Origin of the sequence: Wocania arenilitoris (assembly GCF_021728535.1) — a bacterium.
Lineage (GTDB): Bacteria > Bacteroidota > Bacteroidia > Flavobacteriales > Flavobacteriaceae > Wocania_A > Wocania_A arenilitoris.
In genome coordinates this window covers 232,678-254,779 of the sequence record NZ_JAKKDU010000004.1, presented here as the reverse complement: position 1 = coordinate 254,779, position 22,102 = coordinate 232,678, and the positions used below count along the sequence as shown (strand labels likewise).

Below are 22,102 nucleotides of genomic sequence, written 5' to 3'. Positions count from 1 at the left end.
TACAGCACAAAACAAACGTGTAGAATTTGTAAAAATATAAAGGCAACCAAATCGAAAGTCCTCGAATCTAGAGCGTCAAAACTATATGTTTTGGCGTTCTTTTTTTTATGCTAGTTTGTTAAGAAATCGTTACTATTGCAATCTTAATATTTAATACATGATTTCAAGAAAAAACGCCTCCATTTCAAAGTTTATTATTCATAAAGTTGGCAATAAATTTAACGACACAAAAAATGCATTTTCAAAAAAATTAGTCGATTTTGACGAGGCTAGCTACGACTTAATGTTACCGTTTCTTTTAAGACCATTTGGCAGTGTGGTACAAAGCTACAGGTTTAACCATCATGCTAACATTGCTTTAAATGAGATTAACAGTTACGCAACACAACTTTTTAATGATGATGAAGCTTTTATTGAAACTTCAAAACACATAGTTACCCATTTATACGAACAATCTACCTCGGCACAAATAAAAACGGGAGATGTTTTAATTGTGATGTTTGAGGGTATTGAATTTGCTGAAATGACAACAAATGCGATTGGTATTTTTAAAATTGAAAATAAGATAAACTTCTTTCAAACCTATTTAGAAAATAACAGTTACGATGTGTTGGTACAAAAAGGAATAAGCTCTAAAAAAGTAGATAAAGGCTGTTTAATTTTAAATCAAAGTGATACCGAAGGCAACATTATTTTAAGTGTGGATAATAATGGTTACGATGCCCAATATTGGACCAATCAGTTTTTAAATATTAAATATGCTGATGATGCCAACAACCACACCCAGCAATACATAGAACTGTGTAAAGAGTTTTCTACTGAGGTTTTAAAAACCAACTATGGCGCCCAAGAACAAAACACATTTTTAGCAAAAACCATCGATTTTTTTAAGGAAAACGAAGTGGTAAATGTTGAGCGCTTTAAAGAAGAAATTTTTGAAGAAGAAAAGCAGACAAGAGAATTTGAAGATTATAAAAAAGAATTTGAAGGCCAGCAAAACATAGTTATTAGAAATCAATTTGATGTTGCTGAAAAGGTAGTAACTAAAGAAAAAAGAAAGATAAAAACCGATATTAAATTAGACACTAATATTCAAATAAAACTCGATATTGATGCACCAGATGCCTCGGAAGAATATTTAGAACGTGGTTACGATGAGGAAAAGAAAATGCATTATTATAAGGTGTTTTTTAATACAGAGGCTTAAGTAAACTAAATCATTTTTAACAAGTCATTCATATTATCAAACGTTTTTGTAGCCAAGGTTTTTAACTCATTATCATAGTCGTGCATAGTAAAACCAAACACATCAAAACCTCCATTAATTGCCGCTTTAACACCAGATAAACTGTCTTCTATAATAATACATTCACTTGGTTTATAACCCATAGTTTCTGCTGCTAACAAAAAAATACCAGGATCTGGTTTCCATTTTTGGATGGTATACGAACTAAAAATGTTATTCTCAAAATATGGCAATAACCCTGTTAATTCTAAATTAAGTTTTATTTTACTTTCAGGTCCGCTTGATGCTACACAAAAGGGACGTTTTATATTTTGCAATACTTCTAAAATTCCCTGAATGGGTTTTATATTTGATTTAAAAGCATCAAAACTGCGTTTGCGATATTCCTCTTCAAAAGATTGTGGAATTTCTGAATCAATTAATTTTGAAATATGTTCAATACTATTCTGCAAAAAACCACCCTTAAAATGTTTTGTAGCATATTGCAAATCAATATTAGCACCAAGCTCGTTAGCCATATCAACAAATACTTGATTTCCTATGGTTTCACTATCTACTAATACGCCATCGCAATCAAAAATAACGCACTTATATTTTGACATATTTATGTTAACTATAAGCCAAAGGTTTTCTATTATAAAATTTATTAATGACAATTAAAATACTCAGTAAAAATGTTTTCAACACATAACTGATTTACCTTTTTAAAGCAAAGTGACCTGTAAAACTTTTTTCTTCATTTAAAAAAACTGTAAACCAATAATCTGAATTTGGCATATATTTTCCAGAAAAAGTCCCATCCCAACCAGAACTATTTGAGTTTATTTGTTTTAAAAGTTTACCGTATCGGTCATAAATATTTACAATTGCATTTGGATAATTTGAAACTCCTCTTATATGCCAAAAATCGTTATTACCATCATTGTTTGGTGTAAAATATTTAGGATAATCTATAATTGTAATTTCTTTTGAATCAATACCACAACCAAGTCTATCTCTTACATAAACCGTGTAAATTCCACCTAAAACATTATTAAATGTGTTGCTATTTTGATATATATTCCCATCAATGGAATATTGAAAGTCTCCATCACCAGAAGCATTAATTTTAATGAAATTGCTATCTGACAATTCTTGAAATTCTACATTTTCAATTTTTGGAAGTACCGATCTAACCAATTTAAAGCCATAATTATTCTCGCAAGTTATGCCATTTTTGATTTCACTTATTTTTAAACTATAATTTCCTGCATATGTTAAGGTTGCATTATAATTATTTGATATTAAAGTGCCATCTTCAAAAATCCATTCGTAAGAATTAAAACCTGAACCTACAGCAACTTCCAAGGAAGGCTCAAGGTTACATAAAAAATACTCGCTTTCTATATTTACCTCTGGTAATTCATTTACTATAAGGTTAAAACTTGTTTCTGACATGCATAAATTGCTTGAAGCATTTTCAACTTTTACAAAAATAGTTTGATTCCAAGCTATTGTATTTTTAAAATTTGAAGTTATTGTATTGGTTATATCAGTGCCATTAACATCAAAATAATAAACATTCAAATTATTTTGATTTCCAATAATTTCATTTTTTAAACTACCCAAATTAAAACTTCCAACTCCATTTCCTTCATTACAAGAATACTTATCTATTGGTGTATTAATTTGTGGTTTAGTTGATGTATTTAATACTAATTGAGTTTCGGCATAACAATTAGTTTGTTTGTTGGTAACTCTAACTGTAATGGTTTCATGATTTGGAGTTGAATTAGTAAAAGGGTTTGTTAAATTTATTGGGTTTCCAGCACTGTTATAATAAGTTACTACCATACCGTTTTGATTGCCTAATACTATGTTTTCAACATTTGTTGTATCAAAATATTCAGAAATTCCATCATTATTATCATCACAACCAATTAATTCATCTAGTGCATTAGCAATGGGTAATGGATTTACAATTAACTTAAAATTTGTTTCGTTATAACAATGAGTAACATTATTTGTAACTCTAACAGTGATTGTTTCTTCATTCTCGATTTTATTTATGACAGCATTTAATTGTGAATTAGAAATTTGTCCACCATCTTCAAAATAAAAATTAACAAGATTATTATTTCCCGATAAATCAGATTGAATTTGGGTTAAATTAAACGTTGTAAAACCATCGGTATCGTCATCACATTCTTGTATATCTTCAATAGTTGTTAAATCTGGTAATGGGTTTACTATTAAATCAAAAGAGGTTTCAGAATAACAACACAGTTCATCACTTCTTGCAACTCTAACTGTAATCGTTTCTCTATCTTTAATAGTATTTGTAAAAGGGTTTGGTAGTGTTTCATATTCATTTCCACTTCCATCAATATAAGTAACCACTCTTCCTGTTTGACTTCCTAAAACTTGAGATTGAATAGTTGAAGTATTGAAAGATGATGTAAACCCAGAATTAGGGCTATCTTCACATGCTTCAATATTATTAATTCCGTAAACATTTGGAGGTTCTTTAACATTGATGGTTTCAGTCAACACCTCAACACTTGAGTCATTTCCTGTTACAGTAGCTGTAACCGTGTAGGTACCATCAGAAGAAAAATCATGAAAAGGCGATAAATCTGCAGAAGTATTATCTGCTCCAGATGCTGAATCTCCAAAGTCCCATATTACAGAAGCTATATTATCTTTATTTTCAACACTAAATTCTTTTAAAAACTCGGAACATATATTTGAAATATTCATTTCAAAGTTATTGGTTATGTGGTTTACATTTCCTGTTACGTTTATAAAAAATCTTGCATCACCATATCCAATACTTTCAGTTGTAACAAAACTTGGCAGAAAACCACCATTAGCTGTAGAGCACCCCTTATACCATGAAACATCATTATCCTGTTCTGTACCTCCAATGAACATAACTCCATCTCCCCAAACTATACCAACATTAACCACAACTAAGATTCTTTTTATACTAGCAGATACAGCTATAGGAAAATTAAAATCAATTGTAAATATTCTAGTAATGTTATAATAACTATCTACATAAGGAATTTGCACTTCTTGACTACTTCCTATTAAACTATTTTCAGAAAAAGAAGAAGGAAAATTATCATCAATTTCATATATATTAAAAGTAACTGTAGCACCTCCCCTAGTGCTAGAAACACCTATCTGACCTGAATTAATTATAAATTCTTCGTTATCAGATATTCCAAAGTCTTCTAGATTAAATACTCTTGCCCATGATTGCTCCCCAAAAGAACATGAATGTTGTGAGGTCCTTATAACGTTATCACAAACATTATGTGTTAAAGTGGTATTTGAGCCATAATTAGATGGACTAAATGTTTCTCCTGTAACATTTATAAAAAAATTTGCGTTTGGTACTGGGTTATTTAGTTCTGTTGTTGGTGTATAAGTATAATATTCTCTACAGCCACTAAACCAAGACACATCGTTATCCTGTGCTGTACCTGCTATTAAAACCTCTTTATAATCAGGATTATATATATCATCACTTTGAGTAACTACAACTAATATTTTTTCAACATCTGTAGGAACAACAATTGGGTTTAAAAATTCAATCGGAACAATTTCAGGAACATTTCCTATTTGAGGAGCATATGTTACAGCCCCTCCAATATAGTTAGGAGTTGAATTAGGAAAATTTGAATCGATACCAAAAATATCAAATGCCATTATAGCTCCGTTATAAGAATTACTAATAGCTACTTGACCTGAACGAATAATAAATTGCTCGCTAGTCGTTATCCCAAAATCAGAAAGAGTAAAAGCTCGAGCCCAATGCTCTTCATCTTCACAATTAGGCATTCCTGTATCAATTGGGATATTACCTACATTATGCGTTAAAGTTATTTGCGCGGATACACTAATGACAGACAAAACAAACAATAAAGAAAGAATATTCTTCATAAAATCAAAAATAGAAAATATGATTAATTATGATTGCTTTTATAGACATTTAACTAAAATCTGGGTTAAACAATCATATTACGGCGTGGAATTAGAAACCTGCAACAATTTACCATTATAATATTTATTTCCATTTAACGAAAAATCTAAAATATATTGTGCCATTTCTAAGGCTGTTGTTGGTGCTTTATAACCTGGAAATGCTTCTTCAAGCATTTCGGTTTGCACAGCACCTAAAGCTAAAACGTTAAAGGCAATACCTTTTTCTTTATACTCTTCGGCTAGTAATTCTGTTAAAGTAATTACTGCGCCTTTACTTGAGCTATATGCTGCTAATCCTGGAAACTTCATGCTGCCTTGTACGCCTCCCATAGAGCTTATTGTAACTACATGACTACCGCTTGCCATAAAAGGTAAAACTACGCGTGTCATTTCAGCAACTCCAAAAACATTAGTTTTATACACTTGCTCGAAATCTGAGATTGATGTATCAGCAAATGGCTTGTTTAATAGTGTTCCAGCATTATTTATTAATACATCAACTTGTTGCCAATTTTCTTTTATAAACGTTTCAACTGTAGAATATGCTTTTTCATCAGACAAATCAAAAGGTATCGAATTTACATTCTTCAACTTTAAAGCTTTTATAGGCTTATCGTTCCGCGAAAGCGCCAAAACATTGTGTCCAGCCTCTGAGAATAGCTTTACTAATTCAAATCCTATGCCTCTACTTGTTCCTGTAATTATTATGTTACTCATCGTTCATTTTTATTTCTTGCGAAGCTGAATTTATCATACCTTCTAATGCTGGAATCATTTTATTTATAAAATCTATCATGTGATTAAAATCCATTTTATCGGCTTCATCATCAACATGATGATAATAATCAAAATTAGTAAAATCGAAAGTTGAAATAGCATGAGCAGGTATTTTAAATGCTTTATAAAATGGGTAGTTATCTGACCTAAAAAACAATTGAAATTCTTTTGCCTTAGGAAAAAAACCAATAATTTCTTTTCCGCGATATTCATTTAACTTTTTAGCTAAATTAGATTTTTCGTAACCAGTCATATAAGCCACAATTTCCTCCTCTGCCCTTGGCACCCCAATCATTTCAAAATTTATCATGGTATATAAATTTAGGTTTTCTTTTTTAAGTCGTTCTGCTAAATGACCAGACCCTTTTAATCCCATTTCCTCGGCAGAATATAAAGTAAACAATATACTTCGTTTATTGGTTTTTGTTTTTGCGAAATATTTTGCCCATTCCATTACCGCTACTGTACCAGAAGCATCATCGTTTGCGCCGTTAGCAATTACATCGCCATTAACTTCTTTACCCATGCCAATATGATCGTAATGTGCCCCGAGAATAACAAATTCGTTTTTAAGTTTTGGGTCGTTACCTTCTATAAAACCAACAATGTTATAACCTACAACATCCTCTAAATTAAAACTATCTCTGTACGTTTTAAAATATGGTTTTATACTATTTTTTTTGAAGTAGTTTTCGATAAAAACAGCAGCTTTTTCAATACCTATACTTCCTGTTTTTCTTCCTTCTAACTCATCTGAAGCTAAATACTCCATACTTTGTTTAACAGATTGTACTGTGGTTTTTATTGGGGCACTAACCCCATCTTTTCCATCCTTACCATCATTACCTTTCACAGTAACAGCACAAGAAACTAAGAATACTAAAAACACAAGTGATAAAAAATTTTTCATAAGTCTTCTATTAAAAGATAAAGATAAAAAAAACCTGCTCCAATCAAATTGAAACAGGTTTTAACTTGTGTTATGAGTCTTAGACTAAGCCTAGCAAGTTTTTTACACTAGCATCGTCACAGGATTCTCAATATACCCTTTTAAAGTTTGAAGAAATTGTGCTCCAGTAGCGCCGTCAACCGTTCTATGGTCGCAAGCTAGAGTTAACTTCATGGTATTTCCAACAACAATTTGCCCATCTTTAACCACTGGTTTTTGAACAATAGCGCCAACAGATAAAATTGCTGAGTTAGGCTGATTGATAATCGACGTAAAATAATCGATACCAAACATCCCTAAGTTAGACACCGTAAATGTGCTACCAGACATTTCATCTGGAGTTAATTTTTTATTTCTTGCTTTTCCTGCTAGCTCTTTAACTTCTGCACCAATTTGCGGTAAGCTTTGCTCGTTTGCAAAACGAACTACAGGCACAACCAATCCGTCTGGAACTGCAACTGCAACACCAATATGCACATGGTTATTCAAACGCATTTTATCATCAAACCACTGCGAGTTAACTTGTGGATGTTGTTTTAATGCCAAAGCACAGGCCTTAACTACAATATCATTGAATGAAATTTTTGTATCTGGGACTGAATTGAATTGCGTTCTAAAAGCAATCGCGTTATCCATATCAAACTCAACTGCCAAATAATAATGTGGTGCAGAAAATTTAGATTTAGTTAAAGACTTAGCAATAGCTTTACGCATTTGAGAATTTGGAACCTCATCAAAATCTTCTTGACCAGAAGGCACAAATTTACCAACCGATGCTGCTCCTGCTGCTGGTTCGTAATTCTCAATATCTCGTTTTATAATTCGTCCGTTTTCACCAGAGCCTTGAACTTTAGTTAAATTGATGCCTTTTTCTTCTGCTAATTTTTTGGCTAAAGGCGATACATAAACACGTCCGTTTGCTGTAACTGGTGTTGGCGTAGGTTTTTGAGACTTCTCGACTGCGCTCGAAGTGACCGCAGAAGTTTTGCTCGGAGTTTCTGCCTTAGTTTCAACTTTAGGTACTTCTTCTTTTTTAACTGATCCGGCTGATGCTGAAAAGTTCGCTGCAATACCTGAAACATCAGTACCCGCAGGACCAATGATAGCAAGAAGTTCATCTACTTTAGCAGATTCTCCTTCTTGTAATCCTATTTCTAACAACGTACCAGATTGGAATGATTCAAACTCCATAGTGGCTTTATCGGTTTCTATTTCGGCTAAAATATCACCTTCTTCAACAGTATCACCAACTTTTTTTAACCAAGTTGCTACTGTTCCTTCTTCCATGGTATCACTTAAACGCGGCATAGTTACAACTATAACACCTTCAGGTAAATCAGTTGATCCAGCTGGTGCATCGTTAGCTTGAGAAGTTTCTTCAGAACTTGAATCGGCAACTTCTTCTTTACTATCTTCTTCTTTTGCTTCCGCAGAAGCGCTACCACTTCCATTTAAAATATCAGAGATATCTTCACCTTCATCACCAATTATAGCCAAAAGCTCATCTACCTTAGTAGTTTCACCTTCTTGAACACCAATATGAAGTAATGTTCCTTCATTAAAAGATTCAAACTCCATTGTGGCTTTATCAGTTTCAATTTCAGCTAAAATATCGCCTTCTTCAACCTTATCACCTACCTTCTTTAACCAAGCAGCAACGGTTCCTTCTTCCATCGTATCGCTTAAACGCGGCATATTTACAACTATTGCCATATCTTATAATTTGTGTTTTATAAATGGATAATCTTCTTGCTCGTATACTACATCATACAATTGCTGAACTTCTGGGAATGGTGATTCTTCAGCAAATTTCTCACATTCTGCAACTTTGGCTTTAACTCGCTTATCAATTTCTTTAATAGCTTCTTCGATAGCATATTTCTTTTCAAGAATAATATCTTTTACTTGTGTAATTGGATCTATTTTCTTGTACTCTTCAACCTCGGCTTTAGTTCTATAATGTTGTGCGTCAGACATTGAATGTCCTCTGTATCGGTAGGTTTTTAGCTCTAAAAATGTTGGTCCTCCTCCTTTTCTAGCACGTTGAATAGCTTCGTCAAATGCTTCGGCTACTTTTACAGGATTCATACCATCTACTGGTCCAGATGGCATTTCGTAACCTCTTCCTAATTTCCAAATCTCATCATGATTTGCGGTACGTTCAACTGAAGTTCCCATAGCATATCCATTGTTTTCGCAAACAAATACTACAGGTAAATTCCAAAGCATTGCTAAATTAAAAGTTTCGTGTAACGACCCTTGTCTTGCGGCCCCATCACCAAAACAACATAGTGTTACAGCATCTTTATCGTGGTATTTATCTCCAAAAGCAATACCTGCTCCTAAGGGAATTTGACCGCCAACAATACCATGCCCGCCGTAAAAACGATGCTCTTTAGAAAAGATATGCATAGAGCCTCCCATACCATGAGATGTTCCAGTAACCTTTCCATATAATTCTGCCATAACACGTTTAGGGTCTACACCCATACCAATTGGCTGAACATGATTACGATAAGCAGTAATCATCTTATCCTTAGTCAAGTCCATAGCATGCAAAGCGCCTGCTAAAACAGCTTCTTGACCGTTGTATAAATGAAGAAATCCTCTTACTTTTTGTTGAATGTATACTGCAGCTAACTTGTCTTCAAATTTTCTCCAGAATAACATATCTTCATACCATTTGAGATATACCTCTTTTGTGATTTTTTGCATCTGCTACTATTACGTTTTTAATTTCGCGAAATACAAAAGTAATACATTGTATTGTATTGCAAAAACACAACATCATTAAAGTAATAAAATTGTGAAAAAAAGCGCTCAAAACAACTTCGATTAACTAATTATTAATTTTAAAGATAATTAATTAAACAATTTAAATGAATACTGATTTAAAGCATCGATTTATCAAAACCTAATGGTAATAAATTAGCTAATGAATTCGACTTTGCTACTTTACCAGTTTCCCCCATAAAATAAATTTCTATAGGAGTATTTTGTTTTACTTCATATTCTGCAATAGCTTGTCTGCAAGCACCACAAGGAGGAATTGGACTTGATGTTTTATTTTTTTTAGAACCCGCCACAATAGCCATTCTTATTATTTTAACATCTGGATATTTTGCTCCAACATAATAAATAGCTGTTCGTTCTGCACATAACCCAGAAGGATAGGAAGCATTTTCTTGATTATTGCCTGTAATTATTTTACTATTATCTAAAAGAATTGCTGCTCCTACACTAAAATTCGAATAAGGTGCATAAGCTTTTTCTCTTGCTTCAGTGGCTTTTTGTATTAGTTTTATAACATCTTGTGGTAATTCATTTAAACCCTCAAAGACATAAAGGGTTGATTCAATTTTTATTTCTTTCATTACATATTGAATAAGACTGTAATACCAATATAAACAAAAAAACTATTGCTTATCACAATAGTTTTTTAATAAATTATTAGTAAAGGCAAGATTAGTATTCACTAAAAGTTTCTGCCCCTATATTAAAGGTAAGTGAAAACCTCAATGTATTTTCTAATGGGCTTTGAATTTTTGATGCTGAAAACAAGTAAGACAAATCGATATTAACAACGTTGTATTTAAACCCTGCTCCGAGTGCTAAAAACTTTCTCGCTCCTTTTTCTTCACTTTCATTAAAATAACCAGCTCTAAAAGCAAATGCATCTTGGTATACATATTCAGCTCCAAGCGACCAAGTAAACTCTTTTAATTCTTCGCTAAAACCTCCTGGTGCATCTCCAAAGGACTGGAACATACCTGATAAAAAGTTGACATCTTGTGTGTCTTCTCCTATAATGACATTCCTTTGAGTTATATTCCCTAAATCATCAACACCTTCTTCGTAAGTTCCATTACCATTATTGTCTGTAAAACTATATTCATCTCCAAACGCTGGAGGTGTTGGCACCAATAATTTCCCAACTTCTGCGGTTACTGCAATTGTGTTATAATCATCAAAAATAAAATCGAAACCTGCTCCTAAGCGCAATAGGGTTGGCTGAAAATTTTCTTGTCCACCTTCATCGTATTTAAATTTTGGACCAATATTTTGAATAGCGAATCCCATTCTCCATCGTCCATTAAAATCGTTATAGGCTTCTTCTTCACTTTGATAATAACCAGAAATATCTACACCAAAAGTACTTGCTGCAGCAGTATCATTGTTTCCAGTATCTAACCTTAAATCTGAGCGTAAATAGCGCATGGCAACAGACATAGCGAATTGATCTGTTAATCTCAAGGCATACGATGCATCAATGGTTAACTCGTTTGGTCTTTGTATTAAAGCATCTGAAAATTCATCTTGTACAAACTCTATATCTCCAAGAGAAAAATACTTAAAACTGGCTGCAAAAGAACTACGCTCATCTATACGATTAAAATAAGTAACATTACCTAGAAAAATATCGTTAACTAGTTTACTCAAATATGGTGTGTAGCTTATTGCAATTCCAGATTTAGTTTCTGAAAACGCATATTTTGATGAGTTCCATTGTTGCGAATAGGCATCAACTGATGTAGCAACTCCCATATCACCCATCGAAGCAGCACGCGCATCCGATGCTATCAAAACAAATGGAAGACCTGTAGTTATAACTCTTTTATCATCATTTGGTATTACCGTTGTTTGAGCTTCAATTTTAAAAAAAATAGCAAATGCTATTAATATCAATATTCCTTTCTTCATAAGTTAGTTTTATTTAACAAATATAAATTTTTATTAGAGGATAACAAGTTTCTCTATTTTTTCAACTTTTTTATTAAGCAAATTAGATTGTACCGTAAGCTTATATATATAAACACCTTTTCCTATTTTATCTCCAAAATCATCTCTTCCATCCCAAACTATGTCTCTGGACAACGAACTGGTTGTTTTAGTACCTGCAATAGTTTGTCCGTTAAGCGTTTTAACTAATTTGCCAGAAACGGTGAATATCTGTATAGAAACGTCTAAAGGGTCTGAACTATTGTGATTAAACCAAAATTCTGTATAATTAACAAAAGGATTTGGGTAATTAAGCACATTGTTTATTACTAATTCTTGGTCTTTATCGTGTACAACAAACTGAATTTCAGTGACTGACGAATTATTGTAAACATCCCATGCTTTTAACGTTAAAGTGTGAAGTCCAGGTTCTAAATCTCTAAAAGGAAAAGAAACCACTCCTTTTTTATAATTATCTACTTCGGTTTGGTAGTAATCGTTTAATATAAATGGGTTGGTTTCGTCGCCATCAATAATAGCAACAATATCATGCCCAATACCACTTGCTGTATTTATACCATTTTCGTCTTCTAATTTGGCTAATAGTGTTGGCGATTCGTTAGTAATACCTCCTGAAACGAAATTTTCATCATTCATAAAAAGTGTAATTACAGGCCCTATATTATCTTCGGCTGCATTTTCGTTTAATCCACCAATTCTAACTGTATTGAGACTAACACCAGATTGATCTTCAAGTAATGCTTCATTTTTTGAATAAAAGCTCACTTTTCCAAATCCAACAGGAATGCTAATATCTTTTGGTACTACAAAATCGAATTCAAATTGACCGTTTGTAACCGAAGCTTGCCCACGAAAAACTATTTCTCCAAGGGTTTCAAAATCTAGTTGTACTAATTGTCCGTTTAATCGTGTACCGTCGTTTGCTAAAGTTTGTCTGTCTATATTTTTATCGTAAATAGTAGTAGAAAGTGTTCCGCTATAATCAGTTAACACATTACCCGAAACATCTGTAACTTCACCCGCAAGTTTTACATAGCTCAAAGCTTTTAAAGTATCGGTAGCTTGCGTAATGGGTACATCATTTATTTGTGTTAATCTAACACTTGGCTTAGGAAAAGCCAATTTCATTGCGGGGTCTCCAATAAAAAATACTAGTCGTCTTTGGCTTTGATTTGATATTGATGGTAAATTTTTTGTCAAGCGCAAAGCTTCAGCCATTGACGGATACTCGTAATCTTCAAAAGCATCAGCATCATTATAAGAAAACAAATATTGCCCTAATTCGTTATTGAATGTTATTCCGAAATTAACAAAAACCTGTCTTGTAGTTGTAATTAAACCTATTGCACCAGCCTTTTTATTCCAATAGGTGAATTCGCCAGCAGTTTCTCGAAAAGGATTATCGAATTTAGTAAACTCGCAGGTAACCGTTACAAAACAATTAAGCTTACAAAAGTTACGAAAACTCTCTACATTAGGTTTTGTTAAAATACGCTCTTGAGCTAAACCTTCTTCTCCTCCATGACCAAAATAATTGACCACCAACGCGCCATTGTCTATAGCATTAATCAATGATTCTGTTACTTGTGGATATCTATTTCCACCAGCAGAAGCTTCTTGTTTATAGGCATCTGTATGGATTTTAACTACGTTTATAAATTGTTTTTCTTGATTTACAGTATTCCCAACATTATCTGTGGTTTGCTGCAAAATACCTTCCCAATCTTTATCAACATCATCTGAAACTACTATAAAATTATTACGCCAGCTACCAAATGCTTCTTTTACGTAGTAGCTTTCAATTTTATCTACCATTTCTTTGGCTCGTTGTGGTGTATCGGCTAGTATTCTGCCAACGGCTATATCCAACTTGTCACTTGTAGCCATGGTTCCTTCATTAGCATCCATCATACCATAAAAATCGTCTGAAACAAACGAATTAGTCAAATTAAAACTATTGTACGAATACCATGAAGGCATAATGTTAGTATTGTTGGGTATTCTGTTTTTATAATCAAAAGAGCCATCACCAAATAAGCACAAATATTTAATTCTGTTTTCTGGAGTACTAGCATTATCGTAAACATATTTTACTAAATTTCGAATAGCGCCAACATCTTGATTTCCTGTACTAAACTCATTATAAACTTCATTTAAACCAACTACCTTAACATTCAAATTATATTGATTTTTATTTATTTGTGCTAAACGTTCTGCTTGGTTAAGCATATTATTTGGCGCTACAATAATGTAATCTACATCTTGAAATTGCCCCTCAGAATTCTGAAAAATAGTTCCTTTTATATTTTGATTGGCAATGGTTTTATTGGCATCAAATTTTGGTTCAAAATAATCTAAAGGTGTTACAGCAACATAGGTTTTTAGTGACCCCAAAGTTGCTGTAAAAGAGAGGCTACTACTAGCATCTTGATTTATATAACTTGTAGCGTTATATAAATCTGTTATATCCCAAATTTCTGAAATTTGCGACGCATTAGAGATATTGTATTGCCCTATTCCTGAAACTGAAGCAACATGGCTATTTTTAAATTGAAACTGCTTATCTATAAAAGTTAAAGCTCTCGTGGCTTCAATAGAGATATAATCCAAATAACCTAAACCACTTGGGTTTCCTTGATTATCATAATTAAGATTAACACTTATGTTAGCAGAATTTACGTTTAAGTTACCATTATACGAAGCTCCGCTTGCCAAAGTAGGACTTGATGCACCAGCCATTGAAAGGGTTGAAACTTCACTACTATTAACACTAATTTTCATGCTACTTTGTGTTGAAGATGACGATGCCACATAGACCTTAAGATTAACAGGAACAGAAGTTACCAGATTAGGAAAATCGAATTCAAAGGTTTTATCGTTATCAATATCAAAGCGCTCTCCAAACCATCGCCTACCTAAAAATGCGATATTAAACTCATCAACTTCATGAAATTTATAATCTTCAAAAGTATCAATCATCATATCTACTGTTCCTGTAGGCTGAACCATAGGTTGAATGCGTTTACCTAAACCAGAACTCACATTTATGTAATAATAGGTTTTATTAGTATAACAATTAATATTGGTATTACTTTCTACATTAAATTCTTTTGGACCCTGAGCATAAAACAAAATATAATCTTCGTTATTAAAAACGCCATCTTCTTCTCCTATAAATTTTATAGCATTTTCGGTAACATCAAAAGGATAAGTAACAGAATTTGAATATGGTATCATGCGTCCACCATTTCCATATAATTTTATAGTTCGCGTATCAATACTGTTAACATTTACTCCTAAATTTTGTAAAAAACTTTTAGAGATTTTAAAAACACCCGTAGTATCTACATAAAATTTATACCACTCTCCAGAGCTTAAAACCGAATTTGTTATTACCCCTGAAACACCTTGGTCTCTACTAAGCAAAGACGCTTTACTAGCACTTGTATTATAACTTATTTGAAACGATTGTACTTTTTTATAACTACCATTAGTATCTTTAATAATAGGCGTTATTTGAAAATAAGCAAATTGATGATGCCGCCCTTTTGAATTTTTTAAAGTGAATTTTAACTCGTTTCCAATTATATTTAAGTTAACATCTTTTAATTCTTCTTTAGAAATTGAAGTATAATTAACGTTGGTAACTTTTACTGAAGACTCATTAACAGCCTTAGATATTTTCCATTGCGCTGTAAATAACAACCCTTCGTTAAAATCGTAGCTAAAATTATCTGGGTTAAAAGCTGGTATTTTTAAATTATAATTACCCCCAGAAATGGTTTGGTACCCATCCCAATTAACAGTAAACTTTTTTTGCTGTGAAAACAGAACAGCAGAAAAAAATAAAAATAAAACTAAAATTTTCTCTTTCATCGCTAAAATAACGGCATTTATAACATGTTATTATTAAAAAAAATAACAAATTTATAAACCACATCAAAAATACAATAATAAATTAGTAAAACGTGCGTTTATTAAACACAAAACAACGGTAAAAACACCAAAATCATCGTTGTAATGTTTAAAAAATAGGATGAAATGCATCTTTTTTTGGTTAAAATGCAAAAAATTGCTTGTGTTATTCGGTTTAATTCTTATATTGCAGCACCAAAAATATTATTAGCTTACTTAAACGTATGGATATGAAAAAAGTAGTAGCATTAAAAGTTATGGTAGTTTTAGCACTATCTGTAACCGCTATTGGTTGTAAAAAATCTTCGAGCTCGAAGAATAGTTCTAGAGCAACAGGATGGCAAATCAACGACAGAGAAGGTGGTTTTCAATACAACACCAGTTTTAAAGAACAAGAAACCGCACCAGGTTTAGTTTTTATAGAAGGCGGAACTTTTACTAAAGGTAAAGTACAAGACGACGTGATGCACGATTGGAATAATACTCCAACGCAGCAGCATGTTCAATCTTTTTATATGGACGAAACCGAAGTCACCAATGTAATGTACTTAGAATACTTAGATTGGATTAAGCGTGTTTACCCACCAACAGATGATAATTTTAGAGCCATTTATCATGGTGCTTTACCAGATACTTTAGTTTGGAGAAATCGTTTAGGTTTTAACGAGATTATGACTGAAAACTACTTACGTCACCCAGGCTATGCAGAATATCCTGTTGTTGGTGTTAGTTGGATTCAAGCAGTTGAATATGCTAATTGGAGATCAGATCGTGTAAATGAGTTTTATCTTGAAAGAGCAGGCTACTTAAAAAGAGATGCAAAAACTTTAGATGTTAATGCTGACCAAACTTTTAGTACAGACACCTACATTAACGCTCCTACTTTAACTTATGGCGGTAATGAAGAAATTATAAATGGTGACGGAAGAGGTAGAAGAAATGTAAGAACCGATGCAGATGGTAACGAAACTGGTATTTACGCCACTCGTGAAACAGGTATTATTTCACCAAAGTACAGACTACCAACCGAAACCGAGTGGGAATATGCTGCTTTAGGCTTAAGTGAATTAAGAAGCTATAATCTTTATAGAGGTCGTAAAAAATACCCATGGGATGGACAATACACACGTTCTGGAAAACGTAAAATACGCGGTGATCAATTAGCTAACTTTAAGCAAGGCAAAGGAGATTATGGTGGTATTGCAGGTTGGTCTGATGATGGTGCAGATATTACTAACGAAGTTAAATCATACGAACCAAATGACTTTGGACTATATGATATGGCTGGTAATGTTGCCGAATGGGTAGCAGACGTTTACAGACCAATTATTGATGATGAGTTTAACGACTTTAACTACTACCGTGGAAACGTTTATACTAAAAACGCAATTAATGAAGATGGCACTGTTAAGGTAGTGACTTCAGACGATATAGTTTATGATACTCTATCTAATGGTAAAGTAATTGCAAGAAATTTACCTGGAGAAATTTTACAAGTTCCTGTAGATGAGAACGAAACCTATTTAAGAACTAATTTTCATAAGAGCAATGTTATAAACTTTAGAGATGGTGACAGACGTTCTTCTCGTAATTTTGAAAGCTTTAATGAAGATGAAGAAACGGATGAAAATAATGCTCATGCAGAAACTCGACAAATGTACAACTCCCCTAAACATAAAATCTCAAGAGATTCTTTAGGAAATATTGTTAGAGAATATGATAAAAGCAATAATAGATCTTCTTTAATTAATGACGAAGTTAGAGTTTACAAAGGTGGTTCTTGGAAAGATAGAGAATATTGGCTAGATCCGGCTCAAAGACGTTACTTCCCTCAAGATATGGCTACCGATTACATTGGATTTAGATGTGCTATGTCTCGTGTAGGATCTAAAAGTAAAGCTAAAAACAAGACCAAGAATTAAAAACCAATTCTTAAAATAAATAATATTAAAAGTCCTAATGTATGTTAGGACTTTTTTTATACTTTTAATTTATTATTTATTAAACAAAAAACATTGAAAATTAAACAGATACATAGTCTTTTTTTAGAGTGCAATTCGGTTTGTACAGACACTAGAAAAATTAAAAAGGATGATATTTTTTTCGCTCTAAAAGGCGATAACTTTGATGGTAATGCTTACGCAGAACAGGCTATAAAAAAAGGCGCAAAATATGTAGTTATTGATGAAGCTGAATATAAAACCTCGGTTAATACTATTCTTGTAAATGATGTACTTGAAACACTGCAAAAATTAGCTTCGTTTCACAGAAAGTTTTTAAACGTTCCTATTATAGCTTTAACAGGTAGTAATGGAAAGACCACTACAAAAGAATTAATTAACGCTGTGCTATCGCAAAAATATAAAACCACAGCCACTCGTGGGAATTTAAATAATCATATTGGTGTGCCACTAACATTGCTTTCAATGAACTCCAATACCGAAATTGGTATTGTAGAAATGGGTGCAAATCATCAAAAAGAAATAGAGTTTTTATGTAAAATTGCTACACCAAACTATGGCTATATAACTAATTTTGGAAAAGCACACTTAGAAGGTTTTGGAGGTGTTGAAGGCGTAATTAAAGGTAAAAGCGAAATGTATGATTATTTAATTACAAGTAATGAAACCATTTTTGTAAATCACCAAGATCCAATTCAAGTTAAAAAAACTAATAAGGCAAAACGATTTGTTTTTGGCAATAAAACCCATGCAGATGTCATTGTTGAATTTATAGATGCTCAACCTTTTGTGGTATGCAAATACAATAATTTAAAAATAAAAAGCCAACTTATCGGAGACTATAACTTTAATAATATTGCTGCTGCTATCACCATAGGAAATTATTTTAATGTTGAAGATTCAGCTATTAAAACAGCAGTAGAAAATTATACCCCTACAAATAATCGTTCTCAAATCATTGAAAAGGATACAAACAAAATTATTTTAGATGCTTATAATGCAAATCCAACAAGTATGCATGCTGCCTTAATTAATTTTGAGAAGTATACAGGGTTTAAAATTGCTATACTTGGAGATATGTTCGAGTTGGGTAAAGATGCTAAACAAGAGCATCAAGAAATTACAGATTTAGCGATTTCCTTAAATATTGATACCGTTATTTTAGTTGGTGAAAATTTTTATAAGTCTGGAAGTAATTCTAAAATAGTCATTCAATATAAAACATTTCTAGATTTTAAAAACGAGTTTAACTTTACTCAAATTAAAAATGCTACGTTATTAATTAAAGGCTCACGTGGTATGGCCTTAGAAAGAGTTTTGGAAATAATATAAAGGTTAAACCTTTAAATGGATCAATCTCAAAAGTTGCTTGACCCCAACTAAAACAATAAATTAAAAATAACTAAAAAGAAAAATCGTCTAAAAAGTAATTTTTAGACGACCTTATCTTTAAAATTGAAGTGGGCGCGAAGGGATTCGAACCCCTGACCCCTTGGGTGTAAACCAAGTGCTCTGAACCAACTGAGCTACGCGCCCTCTAAATTGGATTGCAAATATAATCTAGTTTTTAATACTGCAAAAACTTTTTTAAATAAAAAATCAATAAATTTTAAAAACCCATAAAAGTGATAATAAAAAAGAAAAATTTTAAATTGTTTTTTCCATTGTCATATTAATTTCAGATAAAACTTTTTGTCCCATTACTTCAAAGTTCATTGTAATATGAGTTTTAATTGGAACACCAGTAGCTTTATCAATATTTAAACTACCTGTTAAGTTTCCTTCAGACGAACCTGTGATATCGCCTTTAATTTCAAGTACAACAACTTTGCTATCAATAGATTTTACAGTATATGTACTACTAATATTCATACCATTATTATCTTTCTCATTAGTCCATGAATAGCCTACAGTTACTGCTTCTTTTGGGCATACAACACTTTCAGTTTGACTAGCAAACTGATCTACACTTCCCGAGCCTTTAATCATCTGCATATCTAAAACCTCTCCATAAACATTAGTTTTTGTTAACAAAACTGTTTCTAGCATTGGTTTCATTTGAGCTACCATCATTTTAGCTGTTTCATCTAAATCTTCTTCCTTTAAGTTAGAATCGTAATTTACTTTTACTCCAGCTTGCTCCATATCCATTTTTATGCGTTTAAAACTCATTTCTGAATTATAAACACCATCGTTAACTGCTATTACTTTCATTGGCATCTCCATACTCATAATCATTTTGCCAACACCCATATCTTGCTTCATATCCATCAGCATAACATATTTATCCCCTTTATTATAATGCAATCTTAAAAGTATTGATTCTTGAGAGCATGCTAATGTAGTTGCTACTAATAATAAAAGTGTAAAAAAGTTCTTCATAATATTTTGTTCATTTTATATTTTCAAATATAACGCCTAAAACTGAATTAAGTTAAATTATTTCAGCTACTAAAAAAGTACTGCCTCCAACAAATATAAAATCATTTTTTGTTGCATTTTTTAAAGCCTCCTGATAAGCTTCAGTTACAGAATTATAAGCTTCTCCTTTTAAATTATAACTTATTAATTTCTGCCTAAGTTTATTGACATCCATCCCTCTTGGTATATCTGGTTTACAAAAATAATAGGTTGCATTTTTAGGCAACAAATTTGCAATAGTACTTATATCTTTATCGTTTACAACTCCGAAAACAATATGCAACGCTTCATAAGTTTCATTTAATAGCTGTTCTGTAACATACTGTAATCCTTCTCGATTGTGACCAGTATCACAAACTACTTTAGGTTTTTCATTCAGAATCTGCCAACGCCCCAATAAACCTGTGCTTTTCACCACATTGAGCAAGCCTTTTTTTAGATTTTCTTCTGTTATTTTGTACCCTATTAATTTAAGTTCTTTAACGGTTTGCACCACTGTTTTCACATTTTTTGACTGATAGCTCCCTAATAAATCCGTTTTATATGCTTTGGTGATTTCTTTATCAGCAAAAACTATTTTTGAATGATTCTTTTTAGCTAAATCTTTAAAAACAGATTTCGTTTTTTTTTGAGTTTCACCAACCACAACAGGAACATTTGGTTTTATGATTCCACCTTTTTCAAAAGCAATGGCTTCGAGTGTATTTCCTAAAAATTGCATGTGATCTAAACCAATATTGGTAATTACAGAAACCTCTGGGGTAATGATATTAGTAGAATCTAATCGCCCGCCTAAACCAACCTCAACAACAGCTACATCTACTTTTACTTTTGAAAAATATTCGAAAGCCATTCCAACTGTCATTTCAAAAAAAGATAATTTGTTTGCTTCAAAAAAAGGTTTATTACGTTTAATAAAACCCATTACATATTGTTTGCTAACTTCTTTTCCATTAATTTTGATGCGTTCTCTAAAATCTTTTAAATGTGGTGATGTATACAGCCCTACTTTATAACCAGCTTCTTGTAAAATAGATGCTAACATATGGCTTGTTGAGCCTTTACCATTAGTGCCAGCAACATGAATAGATTTAAAATTTTTATGAGGACTATTTAAGTGGTCTCTTAATTTTAAAGCATTAGTTAAATCTTTTTTAAATGCAGTTTTACCCTGTTTTTGATACATTGGCAGTTGAGAAAACATCCAATTTAATGTATCTTGATAAGTCATTATTTATTGTCCCAATTTGAAGTTTACTTTAACAAAACCAATTTGTTTTACAGGTGCTTTAGAATCTGCTGGCCATTTATGAGATAAGGCTATTTTTTTGGCAGGTTCTAATAAACATTGTGCTGTATTTGTAGTGCCTTTAACACCAGGAGTAGCTTCAACTACGTTACCATTTCTATTAACAACAATTCTAACGATAACCATTCCTGATTCGTTACAATCTTGTTTAATTGTTTTGTATGTTGCTCTTCCGCGACCATTTAAACCGTAACCCACACCGCCAGTTCCTGAGCCTTTGCCACCAAAATAACTTGGAGCATATGGGTCTCCATCTAATTGCCCTTTATCACCAGCACTATTATCGTTGCCTTCACTACCAGTTTCACTACCTTCAGATTTGCTAACACCACCAATTAAGGCATCTAACTTTTTCTTTTTTTCTTCTTGTTCGTGCTTTTCTTTGGCAATTCTATCGGCTTCAGCTTTCGCTTTAGCATCAGCAACTGCTTTTGCCTTTGCCTCGGCTTCTTTTTGTTTTTTTATAGCTATTTCTTCGGCATTATCAGCCGTTAAAACTTCTTCTTTAGTTTCCGATGATTTTGTAGGTTCTGATTTAGCAACATCTGGTTGTGGTGGTGCTTCTATTTTTTGAGGTGTTGATTTTACAGGCTTTTTTGGTTGAACATTGCCTTTACCAAAATCTGTTGTCCCAAAATTTACTGCTACACCATATTCTTCTGGCGGATCCATATAGGTTGTACCCACCACAAACAATAGCACCAAAAGAATAACAGCTATCAACGCAGTGATTCTAGCAGAATTCTTTTCATGTATTGTTTCAAAATATTTCATCTAAAAAAACTTCTCGATACAATTCCGATAAAAATCGG

General features: G+C 32.4%; 15 protein-coding genes and 1 tRNA gene. 3 read left to right on the top strand and 13 right to left on the bottom strand.

The genetic code is table 11. From position 1 onward, the window contains the following. The first annotated feature begins 157 nt into the window (after positions 1–157). A complete protein-coding gene (locus L3X37_RS04980; protein ID WP_237239066.1) occupies positions 158–1,207 on the top strand; it encodes a nucleoid-associated protein in 1,050 nt (349 codons plus the stop codon). Positions 1,208–1,212: 5 nt separating this feature from the next. On the opposite strand, the gene L3X37_RS04975 is transcribed toward L3X37_RS04980, so the two are convergent. The 9 genes from L3X37_RS04975 to porU all read right to left on the bottom strand — a co-directional run bounded on the left by L3X37_RS04975 (position 1,213) and on the right by porU (position 15,560). Continuing rightward, entirely contained in the window at positions 1,213–1,848 is a 636-nt protein-coding gene (locus tag L3X37_RS04975) for an HAD family hydrolase (RefSeq protein WP_237239065.1), read from the bottom strand. 94 nt (positions 1,849–1,942) lie between these two features. Then, the gene (locus L3X37_RS04970) at positions 1,943–5,176 is read right to left on the bottom strand and encodes an FIDD domain-containing protein (RefSeq protein ID WP_237239064.1); all 3,234 of its coding nucleotides are present in this window, start codon (positions 5,174–5,176) and stop codon (positions 1,943–1,945) included. A 78-nt stretch (positions 5,177–5,254) separates the two neighbouring features. After that, entirely contained in the window at positions 5,255–5,935 is a 681-nt protein-coding gene (locus tag L3X37_RS04965) for an SDR family NAD(P)-dependent oxidoreductase (RefSeq protein WP_237239063.1), read from the bottom strand. Beyond that, the gene (locus L3X37_RS04960; RefSeq protein WP_237239062.1) at positions 5,928–6,905 is read right to left on the bottom strand and encodes a M28 family metallopeptidase; all 978 of its coding nucleotides are present in this window, start codon (positions 6,903–6,905) and stop codon (positions 5,928–5,930) included. The genes L3X37_RS04965 and L3X37_RS04960 overlap by 8 nt, the downstream gene beginning before the upstream one ends. A gap of 102 nt (positions 6,906–7,007) precedes the next feature. Next, on the bottom strand, positions 7,008–8,657 hold the full coding sequence (locus tag L3X37_RS04955) for a pyruvate dehydrogenase complex dihydrolipoamide acetyltransferase (protein ID WP_237239061.1): 1,650 nt from the start codon (positions 8,655–8,657) through the stop codon (positions 7,008–7,010). Positions 8,658–8,660: 3 nt separating this feature from the next. Continuing rightward, entirely contained in the window at positions 8,661–9,659 is a 999-nt protein-coding gene (gene pdhA / locus L3X37_RS04950) for a pyruvate dehydrogenase (acetyl-transferring) E1 component subunit alpha (protein ID WP_237239060.1), read from the bottom strand. A gap of 176 nt (positions 9,660–9,835) precedes the next feature. Beyond that, positions 9,836–10,318 (bottom strand): cytidine deaminase, encoded by a 483-nt coding sequence (cdd, locus tag L3X37_RS04945; protein WP_237239059.1) that lies wholly within the window; start codon positions 10,316–10,318, stop codon positions 9,836–9,838. A 91-nt stretch (positions 10,319–10,409) separates the two neighbouring features. Next, positions 10,410–11,645, bottom strand: coding sequence for a type IX secretion system outer membrane channel protein PorV (porV, locus tag L3X37_RS04940; RefSeq protein ID WP_237239058.1), 1,236 nt, complete (start codon positions 11,643–11,645; stop codon positions 10,410–10,412). A 33-nt stretch (positions 11,646–11,678) separates the two neighbouring features. Next, positions 11,679–15,560, bottom strand: coding sequence for a type IX secretion system sortase PorU (porU, locus tag L3X37_RS04935; RefSeq protein WP_237239057.1), 3,882 nt, complete (start codon positions 15,558–15,560; stop codon positions 11,679–11,681). 263 nt (positions 15,561–15,823) lie between these two features. Between porU and gldJ the strand changes: the two genes are divergently transcribed. Both gldJ and L3X37_RS04925 read left to right on the top strand, forming a co-directional pair. Further along, on the top strand, positions 15,824–17,521 hold the full coding sequence (gene gldJ, locus L3X37_RS04930; protein ID WP_237239056.1) for a gliding motility lipoprotein GldJ: 1,698 nt from the start codon (positions 15,824–15,826) through the stop codon (positions 17,519–17,521). A 93-nt stretch (positions 17,522–17,614) separates the two neighbouring features. Then, on the top strand, positions 17,615–18,892 hold the full coding sequence (locus tag L3X37_RS04925) for a UDP-N-acetylmuramoyl-tripeptide--D-alanyl-D-alanine ligase (RefSeq protein WP_237239055.1): 1,278 nt from the start codon (positions 17,615–17,617) through the stop codon (positions 18,890–18,892). Between the two features lie 129 nt (positions 18,893–19,021). On the opposite strand, the gene L3X37_RS04920 is transcribed toward L3X37_RS04925, so the two are convergent. From L3X37_RS04920 to L3X37_RS04905, 4 genes are all read right to left on the bottom strand, one after another. Beyond that, positions 19,022–19,096 (bottom strand) — tRNA-Val (locus L3X37_RS04920). A gap of 111 nt (positions 19,097–19,207) precedes the next feature. Beyond that, positions 19,208–19,942 (bottom strand): DUF6263 family protein, encoded by a 735-nt coding sequence (locus L3X37_RS04915; RefSeq protein ID WP_237239054.1) that lies wholly within the window; start codon positions 19,940–19,942, stop codon positions 19,208–19,210. A gap of 52 nt (positions 19,943–19,994) precedes the next feature. Beyond that, positions 19,995–21,212: a bifunctional folylpolyglutamate synthase/dihydrofolate synthase gene (locus L3X37_RS04910; RefSeq protein ID WP_237239053.1), complete on the bottom strand. Its 1,218-nt coding sequence runs from the start codon at positions 21,210–21,212 to the stop codon at positions 19,995–19,997. Between the two features lie 3 nt (positions 21,213–21,215). Next, a complete protein-coding gene (locus L3X37_RS04905) occupies positions 21,216–22,064 on the bottom strand; it encodes an energy transducer TonB (RefSeq protein WP_237239052.1) in 849 nt (282 codons plus the stop codon). Between the last annotated feature and the right edge of the window lie 38 nt (positions 22,065–22,102).